The sequence below is a fragment of the Cellulophaga baltica genome (genome assembly GCF_018861125.1).
In the GTDB taxonomy this organism is placed as follows: domain Bacteria; phylum Bacteroidota; class Bacteroidia; order Flavobacteriales; family Flavobacteriaceae; genus Cellulophaga; species Cellulophaga baltica_A.
Genome location: NZ_JAHKQN010000005.1, coordinates 85,724 through 98,055, shown reverse-complemented (window position 1 = coordinate 98,055; position 12,332 = coordinate 85,724). Strand labels below are relative to the sequence as shown.

Annotated in this window: 12 protein-coding genes and 1 pseudogene; 8 read left to right on the top strand and 5 right to left on the bottom strand. The window is 31.7% G+C overall.

The annotated features are described in order from the left end of the window. Together KO500_RS01140 and pepE are read right to left on the bottom strand one after the other, a co-directional pair. Positions 1–1,319: pseudogene (locus KO500_RS01140) on the bottom strand (hypothetical protein); the annotation flags it as partial. Between the two features lie 114 nt (positions 1,320–1,433). Beyond that, entirely contained in the window at positions 1,434–2,126 is a 693-nt protein-coding gene (gene pepE, locus KO500_RS01135; RefSeq protein ID WP_215954653.1) for a dipeptidase PepE, read from the bottom strand. 172 nt (positions 2,127–2,298) lie between these two features. Here pepE and KO500_RS01130 point away from each other — a divergent pair, with 172 nt between their 5' ends. From KO500_RS01130 to KO500_RS01105, 6 genes are all read left to right on the top strand, one after another. After that, a complete protein-coding gene (locus tag KO500_RS01130) occupies positions 2,299–3,054 on the top strand; it encodes a carboxypeptidase-like regulatory domain-containing protein (RefSeq protein ID WP_215954652.1) in 756 nt (251 codons plus the stop codon). Further along, on the top strand, positions 3,041–3,862 hold the full coding sequence (locus tag KO500_RS01125; protein WP_215954651.1) for a carboxypeptidase-like regulatory domain-containing protein: 822 nt from the start codon (positions 3,041–3,043) through the stop codon (positions 3,860–3,862). The genes KO500_RS01130 and KO500_RS01125 overlap by 14 nt, the downstream gene beginning before the upstream one ends. A 34-nt stretch (positions 3,863–3,896) precedes the next feature. Beyond that, a complete protein-coding gene (locus KO500_RS01120; protein ID WP_354668426.1) occupies positions 3,897–4,406 on the top strand; it encodes a DUF6702 family protein in 510 nt (169 codons plus the stop codon). Between the two features lie 64 nt (positions 4,407–4,470). Then, positions 4,471–6,777 carry a M1 family metallopeptidase gene (locus tag KO500_RS01115; RefSeq protein WP_215954650.1) on the top strand — a complete coding sequence of 769 codons (2,307 nt, stop codon included), beginning with the start codon at positions 4,471–4,473 and terminating at the stop codon, positions 6,775–6,777. Between the two features lie 146 nt (positions 6,778–6,923). After that, positions 6,924–7,199, top strand: coding sequence for a Sec-independent protein translocase subunit TatA/TatB (locus KO500_RS01110; RefSeq protein WP_215954649.1), 276 nt, complete (start codon positions 6,924–6,926; stop codon positions 7,197–7,199). Then, on the top strand, positions 7,199–7,753 hold the full coding sequence (locus KO500_RS01105) for a phosphatase PAP2 family protein (RefSeq protein WP_215954648.1): 555 nt from the start codon (positions 7,199–7,201) through the stop codon (positions 7,751–7,753). Before KO500_RS01110 ends, KO500_RS01105 begins: the two co-directional genes overlap by 1 nt. Here the strand turns inward: KO500_RS01105 and KO500_RS01100 are convergent. Next, the gene (locus KO500_RS01100) at positions 7,736–8,377 is read right to left on the bottom strand and encodes an O-methyltransferase (RefSeq protein ID WP_215954647.1); all 642 of its coding nucleotides are present in this window, start codon (positions 8,375–8,377) and stop codon (positions 7,736–7,738) included. The two genes, KO500_RS01105 and KO500_RS01100, sit on opposite strands and share 18 nt — an antisense overlap. 83 nt (positions 8,378–8,460) lie before the next feature. On the opposite strand from KO500_RS01100, the gene kynU reads away from it, so the two are divergent. Then, positions 8,461–9,735 carry a kynureninase gene (kynU, locus tag KO500_RS01095; protein WP_215954646.1) on the top strand — a complete coding sequence of 425 codons (1,275 nt, stop codon included), beginning with the start codon at positions 8,461–8,463 and terminating at the stop codon, positions 9,733–9,735. A 70-nt stretch (positions 9,736–9,805) separates the two neighbouring features. Here kynU and KO500_RS01090 read toward each other — a convergent pair whose 3' ends face one another. Further along, on the bottom strand, positions 9,806–10,975 hold the full coding sequence (locus KO500_RS01090; RefSeq protein ID WP_215954645.1) for a carboxypeptidase-like regulatory domain-containing protein: 1,170 nt from the start codon (positions 10,973–10,975) through the stop codon (positions 9,806–9,808). Between the two features lie 8 nt (positions 10,976–10,983). Further along, complete coding sequence (locus KO500_RS01085; protein WP_215954644.1) at positions 10,984–11,658, bottom strand: hypothetical protein; 675 nt, start codon at positions 11,656–11,658, stop codon at positions 10,984–10,986. Positions 11,659–11,778: 120 nt separating this feature from the next. Between KO500_RS01085 and KO500_RS01080 the strand changes: the two genes are divergently transcribed. After that, entirely contained in the window at positions 11,779–12,327 is a 549-nt protein-coding gene (locus tag KO500_RS01080) for a ClpP family protease (protein WP_013551063.1), read from the top strand. Positions 12,328–12,332: the final 5 nt, after the last annotated feature.

The following is a 12,332-nucleotide window of genomic DNA, read 5'->3' as shown; positions in this document are numbered from 1 at the left end:
TCATTAATTGGAGTTCCTAGGTCTGTAATTACAATATTATTAGCACTTGGGTCAAAAGTTAAAACACTTTCTAAATCTTGGGCTTCAGTTATTGCTAAAGCATTTTCGTTAGCTAATTCCCAATCCGTTCCATTGTATCTTAAAATTTGACCATCATTAACTCCATCAGCTAACTTCAAAGGAGAAATGGTTCTGTCTAAAATATCAGCGTCAGCAATTGTACCATCTAAAATATCTTCTGATAAAATTGTTTCATTTGATATTTTTGAACTTGTAATCGCATCATCATTAATTGTAAGTTCACCTGTATTTATTAGTGTAATATCTCCTGATACAGGAACTGCTGTAGCTTCATTAATTGTATTACCAACGTAAATAAGTCCATCATCAAGCATATTTATTGAACCTACTTGAGAATCAACATAAAATTTGGTTACTGCATCTTGGTCTAGGCTTGGTTCAGCAAGGTTGCTAATAGTATTACCGCCTAAATCAATTGCCTCAATAGCAGCGCCAAAACCGCTAATAGGAATATTTGTTTTGTCTATTTTTGTATTGGTTACAGCATTATCTGCTAATTTATTTTCAGTAATACCACCTTCACTAACTTGTACTGATGCATTAATAAGTGTAGCGCCATCACCAGAAGTTACAGTAATTGAAGTATCTGAAGCAGTTAGATTTTCACCCGTTATATTGTCAGCATTTAATGATCCCCATTGTACAAGGTCTCCAGAATCTGAGGTTTGCAAAACTTCATTAGGGTCACCAGGTCTAATATCAATAGTTCGAACTCCGCCATCAGCAATTTCAGTAGTAGAAACAGCATTTTCAGCAATTTGGTCTCTACCAATAGCTCCATCTACTAAGTGGTTGCTATCAATTACACCATCTTGTATGTTATCACCATTAATAGCGCTTACTTCAATATTAAAAATAGCACCTTCAACGTCTTCTATACCGTCTTCATTTAAGCGAGTTACCACAATGGTTTCTAAATCATTTTGTATGGCTGTACTTGTAATGTTCAATGCACCAAAGGCTTCACAAATATTTATCCATTCGGTACCATCAAAATAGTTAACACAAGCATCATCCGTATTGTACACGACTGCGCCTTGTAATGGAGTCATGTTTTGCATTTGTGCTGTACTTACTCTAGTAATAACTAAAGCTTTGTCAATACTATTAAGTTCTAATAATGAGCCAGTGTCAATAATTTCAGGGTTATCGCCAATTTTAACTTGTGCTTGTAACGAAAAAGCGCCAAAAAGCACAAATAATAAAAATAATGGTAGTGTTTTGTTAAGTGTTTGCATAATAAAAAGCGCTATTTTTAGCGTTGAGATAGCACCAAAAATAAGCAACTAAAAATATTTTCAAACATTTATAAGGTAAAATGCACCTGAGTCAGTTAATTTGTTTTTACAATGTTAAAATTGTAAGATTAAGCTTTCGTACGGCTCTTTGTTTTGTAAGAATATACGTGCTTTTAAATCGCCTTTAAGTATTGTCTTTGAGTCTTTTACCCTAATAAAACTTCCTTCACGCAAACCAATTACTGGAGTGCTGTTAAAATTATGAAATTCTTTAATTCGAGTTTCTCTAGTTTCTCCTTTATGGGTGCTGTTTGGATCCGGATCCAAATAATGTGCGTTAATATTAAAGTTCACCATACCTAAGGTTTCAAAACTTGGCGGATAAACAATTGGCATATCGTTTGTTGTTTTCATGGTTAGTCCTGCAATATTACTGCCAGCACTAGTACCTAAATAAGGAGTTCCGTTTTCAAGTGTTTGTTTCAAAACAGCCATTATTTGTAACTCATACAACTGTTTTACAAGTAAAAAGGTATTGCCACCACCAGTAAAAATAGCTTCAGCATTTTGTATGGCTTCTATTGGGTTTTTAAAAGTATGTAAGCCAATAATTTTTTTATTAATTTTCGCAAATGCTTTAGCAGCAATCGCCGTATAATCATCATGTGAAATGCCACTAGGCCTAGCAAATGGTATGAAAATTATAGTATTTGCAGTAGCGTATAATTCTTTTAAATCGTCTAATAAATACGCTAAATATTCTTGTCCGTGTAGCGTAGAAGTGCTTGCTAGAAGTAAATTTTTCAAATCAAAATTATTTTGGTCTAATTGCAAATTAACAAAAGTTTAATGGTAGATTACTTTTTTTTGAAACGAAGTTGCATTTTCTTTATGCTTGCTAAGCACATTGTGTATCTTGATTTTAAATCCTACATTTAGATGCCAATTTATATTAAATAAGTGCTATTACATATTCAACATGAAAAAAATTCTACTTCTTTTATTATTTATAACCAATGTAACTATTGGTTTTTCACAAAGTCAAGAAAGATCATTATTACGAGGTAAAGTATTGTACAGAGATGTTAGCGTACAAAACGAAAATGTTATAAACGTAACTACCGAAAGAGGTGTAATTACCAATAAGAATGGTGAATATGAGATTAATGTAAAATTAGGAGATGAGCTTGTATTTACATCGGTAAATTATCAAATACGTCGCGTAATTATCACGCAAGATATTTTAGATAATAACCGTTTGGTAGTCGAGGTGAACGAAAAAGTAACAGAACTTGAAGAAGTAGTAGTAACTCCTGAAAACCAAGAAGCTTTTTTAAAAGTAAAAAATGAAGAGTTTAAAGAGCATACCTATGAAATTGACCGTACTACTGAGGTTGAAAATATTGCACTTTCACAAACGGAACGAGGCTTGCAAAATGGTTTAAACTTTGTAAGTTTATTTAAAGCTGTAAAAAAAGGTTTGAAGGGTAATGATGGTGAGAAAGAAGTTGTAAAACAAATGAAATTAAGTGAGGTTTTACGCACTGTGTATGACGATGAGTTTTTTACAAAAGACCTTCAGTTACCTAAAGATAGAATTAATGAGTTTTTATATTATTGTGATGTTCACATGCCTGAACGCTCATTATTACGAAAAGATCATGAGTTTCAATTAATAGAGGCATTGGTTAATCACAGTAAAGAATTTCGAAAAGGTTTAGATGATAAAGAGTAAATTAATAATAATTATTTGTTTGCTTTTTAGCATTGCTGGCGTGCAAGCGCAAGAATACTTTTCAAAAGAAGTAAAAGGACAAGTCTCTAGTGCAGATGGCGATGTTGAGGCAACACACGTACTAAATATATCTACAGATAAAGCCACGATAACTGATGTTGATGGTTTCTTCAAAATAGCAGCTAGTTTATATGATACTATTGTTTTTTCATCGGTTCAATATGCGAAAAAAGAAATAATAGTTACAGGTGAGATTTTAGAAAGTAAAACTTTGTTTATAACCTTGGAAGAAGCGGTAAATGAGTTAGAAGAAATTGTAGTGCGGCCTTATAATTTATCTGGTGATTTATCACGCGATATGTATAGTAGACCCTTAGTAACTGCAGGGAGTTTAGGTTTACCAAATGCATATGTTAAAAAAATGGCGAAGAGTGAAAGAGCTTTTCATGCAGCAACTGCTGGCGGTAGTATTATATCACCAACAGCATTTTTAAATATGCTTTCAGGACGTAAAAAAATGTTGCGTGAGCGTATAAGAAAAGAAAAAGCATACGCACGAACTGAACGTGTCCGTGATTTTTATTCAGAGAGAGCTTTTAAAGACGATATGAATATTGGTTCTGATAGAATTGATGATTTTATGTATTTCTGCGAGATTGACACCCGTTTTCAAGGTGTAGTAGATACGCATGACAAAATTAAGATATGGCAATTTATGATAAATAAAAGCAGAATTTATCGTAAAAATAATAACATACCAGAGCCTAAATTTAAACCAGTAACAGAAGCAGATTTTCGCAAACAATAGTAACCCAATTGTTTTAAACTTAAAAACAAAATAGGTGATAAATTTTTTTAAAAAAAGCATAATATTAGTGCTTTTACCGTTATTCGCATTTACAACCGCTCATAAGTTTTATGTAAGTGTAACAAATATTGCATATTCTTCAAAAGATAATGCCCTGCAAATAACGTCTCGTGTTTTTATTGATGATCTAGAGCAAACAATCAAAGAACGTTATGATATTAATTTGCATATGGCGACAGATAAAGAACTGCAGAATACAACTAATTATATTGAAAAATATATAAACACCAAATTCAGTATTGCTATAAATGGTAATGAGGTTCCTGTAAAATTTATTGGTAAGGAGTATGATAATGATATTGTGGTTTGTTATATAGAAGTGCCAAATGTTAAATTATCAGAAGTAAAAAATATTGAGATTTCTAATGAGATGTTGTTTGATATGTATGACGATCAAAAGAATGTTGTTCACTTTAAATTGAATGATCATAAGAAAAGCTACGTGTTAACACGCTCAAATAATAAAGGAATGTTAAACTTATAATAATCCGTTAACAATTTCTTAAAAAAGTTTTAATTTTCGAGAGACTAAACTAATTAATAAAAAAATGCACAAGATTAAGTATTATTTCGTGGCTCTTTTGTTCGTTTTTGCGGTATCACTTAATGCCCAAGAACAAAATCCAAAAAGCGACACTGCGCCACATGGCAATGTAAACAGCTTTAAGCAATTGTATCAAGAATTTTCAACTCCTAATGGCTACAGATCTGCATCAGGTGCTCCGGGTCCGGAATACTATCAGCAACAAGCAGATTATAAAATGGATATCGTTTTAGACGATAAAAATGCGAAAATTAATGGTGTTGAAACTATCACATATAAAAACAACTCACCAGATGATTTAGAGTTTTTGTGGTTACAATTAGATCAAAATGTAAGAAGTAAAGATTCTAAGTCGCCATTAAGAAACGGTAAAAGTGTACCAATGGCAAACACATTAGAGTCGTATGCAAAAGACTATTTAAGTACGCCTTTTGATGGTGGGTTTAATATTGCTTATGTAAAAGATGCTAAAGGAAATGCATTACCTTACACTATCAACCAAACAATGATGCGTGTAGATTTACCAGAGCCATTAGAAGCTGGTTCTGAAATTTCTTTTTCAGTAAAATGGGATTACAATATTCCTGATCATACTATTAACAGAGCAAGATCTGGTTATGAATATTTTCCTGAAGACGGTAATCGTGCTTATGTAATTGCACAGTTTTTTCCTCGTATGGCTGTATATAGCGATGTAGAGGGTTGGCAGAATCACCAGTTCTGGGGAAGTGGAGAGTTCGCTTTGTCATTTGGTGATTATGAAGTAAATATTACAGTGCCAGCTGATCATATTTTAGATGGTACAGGCGTTTTACAAAATAGAAAAGATGTTTTTTCAAAAGAAATGATGAGTCGTTATGAAGCGGCAAGAAAATCATATGACAAACCTGTTGTAATTGTAACTCAAGAAGAAGCAGAAGCAGCTGAAAAAGGTTTTTCTGAAAAAACGAAAACTTGGAAGTTGAAAGCAGAAAATGTTCGTGATTTTGGTTTTGCAACATCTCGTAAGTTTATTTGGGACATGCAAGCAGTTAAATTAGGTTCTAGAACTGTAATGGCGGTTTCTATGTATCCAAAAGAAGGTAATCCACTTTGGGAAGAGTATTCTACTAAAGCGGTTGCACATACATTAAAATCATACTCTTCTCATACATTCGATTACCCTTATCCTAAGGCAATATCAGTACATGCTAAAAGACAAGGTATGGAATACCCAATGATTTGTTGGAACTATGGTAGACCAGAAAAAGATGGTACGTATTCTGATAGAGTAAAATATGGAATGATTAGTGTAATTATTCACGAAGTTGGTCATAACTTTTTCCCAATGATTGTAAATTCTGATGAGCGTCAATGGGGTTGGATGGATGAAGGTTTAGATACTTTTATGCAATACATGGCTGAGCAAGAATTTGGTGATGCATTTCCAGATGCAATAGCACCAAACGATAAATACCCATCTCGTAGAGGTGAGCCATCAAAAATAGTATCGTACATGAGTGGTGATCAAGATTATATTGCGCCAATTATGTCAAACCCAGAAAATGTATTTCAATTGGGTAATAATGCTTACGGTAAACCGGCAACAGCTTTAAATATTTTACGTGAAACGGTAATGGGTCGTGAGTTGTTTGATCATGCATTTAAAACATATTCTCACCGTTGGATGTTTAAACACCCAACACCAGAAGACTTTTTTAGAACTATGGAAGATGCTTCTGCTGTAGATTTAGATTGGTACTGGAGAGGATGGTTTTACACAACTAACTATGTTGATATAGGTGTTGAGAGTGTAAAAAAATATGTGGTTACTACTAAGCCAACTGCAAAAATGAAAGAATATGCAGCTTCTGTTGGTAGAGATATTAGTGAGTTACCATCTTTAGTTTATTTAGCTGAAGAAGGTACTGAAGATTATGATGCTTCATTAAATGGTAAAACTGGTACAGAAGTATCACAACCATTAAAAGAATTTATGATGGATAATATGACTGCTACTGAAAGAGCGGCAGTTAAAGAGCCAAAGTATTTTTATGAGGTTACGTTTAACAAGCCAGGAGGTATTCCAATGCCAATAATTGTTGAGTATTCTTATGCTGATGGTACTAAAGAAATGGTTACTTATCCAGTTGAAGTTTGGAGAAAGAATGATAAAGAAGTATCTAAAGTTTTAGCTTTAGAAAAAGAATTAACAAATGTGATTGTTGATCCTAAGTTAGAAACTGCAGATATTGATACAGCAAATAATTCATGGCCTGCAAAAGAAGAGAAATCTGATTTTGATAAATTTAAAGGGCAAATGAAAAACTAATTATTTATTTAATTTATGTTTTGAGTCTCATTTTCTATTCATTAGAAAATGGGACTTATTTTTTGTTAAAACTCTGTTGTAGTAATATATGTTTTTTGATTTTTTTATTGCACTGAAAAACTTCTGATTATATTTGTACTATGTTAATGACACACTTTTTATTTATTAGCGGTGCAGAAATATTTTTTATCATGTTTATTGTGGTAATGGTATTTGGTGCAGATAAAATTCCTGGAATTGCAAAAGGTTTAGGTAAAGGTATGCGTCAACTAAAAGATGCTACTGAAGATATTAAGCAAGAAATTCAGAAGAGTGCTGATAAACAAGGTATTAATACTGATTTTGCTACAGATATAAAAAAAGAAATAGACAAGGTAAAAGAAAATGTAAACGAAGTTACTGGTTCAATTAAAAGAAAATAATGTTAGATAAATTGTTGGCCTGGGATAGGGAAACTTTTATTTACTTAAATAGCCTTGGTATTGAACAATACGATTACATGTGGAGCTTTGCTACAAAGCTTTTAACTTGGACACCTTTATATATTTTCATCTTATTTTTATTAGTATACAAACAGACAAAAAAACGGGCTTTATTTAAAGTAGGTATAACGGTTAGTTTGTTATTATTTATATTAGCTCTTACCAAATATTCTAAAATGTACTTTGAGCGTTTAAGACCAAGCTCAGATCCTACATTGAATAAAATTATACGTGTGATAAACACTTCACAAGAATTTAGTTTTATTTCTGGTCATGCCGCATTTTCATTTTCACTAACCACTATAGCGGTATTGTTTTTAAAAGATAAAATTAAATGGATTTGGTTTTTATACCTCTGGCCAGTTTTCTTATCATTCAGTCGTATTTATGTGGGCGTGCATTATCCTTTAGATTTAATTATGGGTGGCTTAACAGGAGTATTGGTGGCGAGATTGTTTTTTGGGGTGTATAAAAGATTACAACACTCGGCTTAAAGTCAAACCATCTCTAATTGGTAATAAAACAGTTTCAACTCGCGGATCTTCTTTTAATTTTTTGTTATAGTCTAAAAGTACTTTAGTTGCTTTATCCTTTGGGTTTAATGGTTCAACCACTTTACCAGACCAAAGCACATTGTCAGAAAGAATCACACTACCAGGTTTTGTTTTTTTTAAAACGGCTTCAAAATAAAAATCGTAACTCGCTTTTTCAGCATCAATAAAAATAAGATCAAAAGTCTCTTTTAAATCAGGAATAATATGTAAAGCATCTCCAGTATGTTGTATAATTTGTTCGCCAAAACCGCTTTTGTCAAAATAACGGCGTTGTAAATTTACTAACTCCTCATTTACGTCAATAGTATGTAATTTTCCGTTTTTTTGTAAACCCTCGGCTAAACAAATAGCAGAATACCCTGTATAAGTACCGATTTCTAAAATATGTTTAGGGTTTATAAGTTTAGAAAGTAAGCTCAATGCACGACCTTGAAAATGTCCTGTAATCATTCTTGGTTGTATAACCTTTAAGTGTGTTTCTCGTGTAAGTTCTTGTAAAACTTTTGGTTCATTTTCAGAATGATCTGCAATGTAATTTTCAAGTAAAGGAGATAAAAAATGCATTTTTTTCTTTTTGCAAAAATAGGTTTAAATAAGAAGCTATAAAAATTGGTTTTGAAATCGTAATTTTGAAAAAAAGCTTTTTTATGCAGTTTAAAAATACCTTAGCATTTGCACAACAATTAGATAACGAAGATCCTTTAAAAAATTATAGAGAACAATTTCATTTTCCAAAAGTTGATGGAAAACAAGTTATCTATTTTACAGGAAATTCATTGGGTTTGCAACCTAAGCGAACTAAAGACTTTGTTAATGAGGTTATGGAGGATTGGGCTTCATTAGCAGTTGAAGGACATTTTTATTCAAAAAAACCGTGGTGGGATTATCATGAGCGTCTAGCTGCGCCTTTAGCAAAGGTTGTTGGTGCAAAAACGGAAGAAGTTTCGGTAATGAACACTTTAACGGTGAATTTACATTTGTTAATGGTGTCGTTCTACAGACCAACAGAAAAAAGATTTAAAATTATCTGTGAAGAAAAAGCATTTCCATCTGATCAATATTTAATTCAGAGTCAAGTACGTTTTCATGGTTTAGATGCTGATGATGCTATTGTTGAAGTGAAAAAACGTGAAGGTGAAAACCATTGGAGAACTGAAGATATCGTTGCAAAAATTAATGAAGTTGGTGATGCGCTTGCTTTAGTAATTATTGGTGGCGTAAATTATTATACGGGTCAGGTGTTTGATATGAATAAAATAACAAAAGCAGGCCATGATGTTGGTGCTTTTGTAGGTTGGGATTTAGCACATGGTGTTGGTAATATTGAATTAAAACTGAATGAATGGAATGTAGATTTTGCAGCATGGTGTAGCTATAAATATATGAATAGTGGGCCAGGAAATGCATCAGGGATTTACGTGAATGAAAAGCACTTAAATAAAACTGATATTCCAAGATTTGAAGGTTGGTGGGGTACAAGAAAGGAAACTCGTTTTTTAATGAAACCTGAATTTGAGCCTATTGAAACTGCTGATGCTTGGCATTTAAGTAATCCGCCAGTATTGTCATTAGCACCTTACTTAGCTTCATTAACTATGTTTGATGAGGTTGGTATGCCTACTTTAATCGAAAAGCGTGATAAAATAGTATCGTACTTAGAATATATTTTACAAGAAATAGATAAAGAAGTTGATAGTACTTTTGAAATTATAACTCCAAGAGAAAATAGAGGCTGTCAATTGTCTGTTTTTTTACACGGACAAGGGAAGTCGTTATTTGATTATTTAATGAAAAACGGAGTAATTACAGATTGGAGAGAACCAAATGTAATCCGTTTAGCTCCGGCACCATTTTACAGTTCGTATGAAGATATGTATCAATTTGGACAATTACTAAAAAAAGGAATTTTAGAAAATTCTTAAAAACATACTGAAATAAGATAGAAAACTATTGCTCTTAGCTTCTTTTGAAGATTGCTAGAGTGATAGTTTTTTATTTAATATTGGTTTTAATTCTTATTTTATTGTTTTGTTTATCTATAACTTTCATTTTTTCAATAAACTCTAGCATCTCGTTAGTTAGCAACAATTGATTTTGTTCATTCCAAAAATCTTCATCGTATTTATAATTTAATTTAAAGATGTCTCTATCTTCCTTAATGTTGCTTTTTACTTCTAAATCTTCAAAGTTGTTTGATGAACTTAGTAAAAATGTAGCATTGTAAATATTTAGTTTGCTTTCATCTTTTAATGAAGATTCTACATTGGTGTTGAATTTAGCAAGTTCAATAAAGTACTTGTCATTTTCTTTGTCTTTTTTAAACACAGTTTCAATTTCGTAATAAGTTGTTCTGTATTTAAATTTTTTGTTGATAGTAAATTTTGGGTTTAATGGGTTAGATTTTAAATTGAAATATTCAAAAGCCATATCTTCTAAGTTGACGATATAATAACCGCTAATATTTATTTCATCCTCATTAAAAACGGAACTAAATTCCCATTTAATTTTCTTTCCATTATCAAAATACTTTTTAGTTAAAACAAAATTGTCACCTGTAGCATTGAGTCTAACAAATGATAGGAGTAGGTCGTAAAATGAAGGAAATACAAAATAGCTATATTCTTCATCGGTGGCTATGCCAATTTTACGCATGTTGGTAATTTCAACAGCATAATCTTTTTTAGTAATGTCTATTTTTCGTGTGTAGAGTGAAGTTTTTCGTTTTAATTTGCCTTGAATATCTTGCAAACGACTGATATCTCCATTCGTTTTTAATAAGGCTCGTAAAAAGAATTTTTCGTTGTAAGGGGTTAATACATAATTCGTTTTAATTGAATCTTTTATTTTTTCAAGTAAGCTTTTTTCATTTGATACAATTACTTCATCAAGCTTAAAAATATTTTTTTCTAAAAAAATAGTATCTTGTGTAGTGTTAAAAGTAGTATTAAGTTTCTGGTAGCCAACTTTATAAAAATATATAGAATCTAAACTTGATGAAAAAGAAAAACGGCCTTCTTTATTGGTGGCTGTGTGGTCTAATGCATTGTAAACACTAACAAATTCAAGAGGTTCATTGTTCTCCTTGTTTAATACAACACTACTTTTGATATTTTGACCAAAACTGATATTGCATATCACTAAAAATAAATAAATGAACCTCATTGAGCTTTTTATTTAATTACTAGATCAGTGAAATACAATTTAAACCCATCATTGTTTTTGTGTGTTTGAGCAAGTTTAATTCCGTTAATCTCTGTATAATCTTCCCAAGTCGTAACCATTGAAGGTTCTTTTTGGTTTCCTTTTCTAAAAACCCATTCTTTAAGCATATAATCATCACCAAAATATAGGTCGTAAGCATCACCAGGTGTATAGCCACCTTCATTACCGTAAACAATGGTAAGTTTTTGCATTGATTTGTTACTGATAGGAGCAGTGGCTTTTTTAGTGTGTATGTGGGTAAAGTTTTCAGCGTCCCATTTTAGTTGAAAAGGGACTAATAACCAAAATTTATCATTAATAAATTTTGCATTTGTTTTTGAAGTTTCATCTGTTAAAGAACCACGATTGTAACTTATTGTTTCTTTATCAGTTTTTGAAGTAACATCGTTTGTTTTTGTATTCCAAATCCAACTACGCTCAGTGTGGTTGCCAGCTCTATCTACATTAAAAGTAAACTGAATTTCTTTTACGTTTTTCCAATTTTTAAAACCATTAGCAAGTGCAATATTCTCTAAAATACTAGATTTTTGTTCTAAATTAATATTTTTAGTTTCTTTTTTGTCAGTGTTATAACTCATTAAAAACAGAGAAACAAACAAGATAATACCAATAGATTTTTTCATTTTCTTTATTTTTAATCAAAGATAGTAGCTTTTCAACTACATAATTTAAATGAGTCGTTAATTGTGCATCGCAATTAACTATAATTTGATTAATTTTGATAATCAATAAGAAATATAGAAATGAGTTCAAAAAAAGGAAAAATACAAGAGGCTATAGACGAAAAAATGTTAGAAGAGCGTAAGGTCTTCCTTTGGGGAATGGTTGATGACGATTCTGCAAAGCATGTTATTGATCGTTTGTTGTACTTAGATATGCAAAACGATAAAGAAATACAATTATACATTAATAGCCCAGGAGGTTATGTAACTTCAGGTTTTGCAATGTATGATACTATAAAATCGCTTAAAAGCCCAGTTTCAACAATTTGTACGGGTTTGGCAGCATCAATGGGTTCTATTTTATTGTCTGTAGGTAAAAAAGGTAGACGTTTTATTCAGCCACATGCTCAGGTAATGATTCACCAACCAAGTGGTGGTGCAAGAGGCCAAGCTTCAAATATTGAAATACAAGCAAAAGAAATTATCAAAACAAAAGAGTTAAGTGCTAGAATTTTAGCAGATAACTGTGGTCAAGATTATGATAGAGTTATGAAAGACTTTGATCGTGATTACTGGATGGGTGCAGAAGAATCTATCGCTTACGGTATTGTTGATGGTATTTTAGAATAAGAATT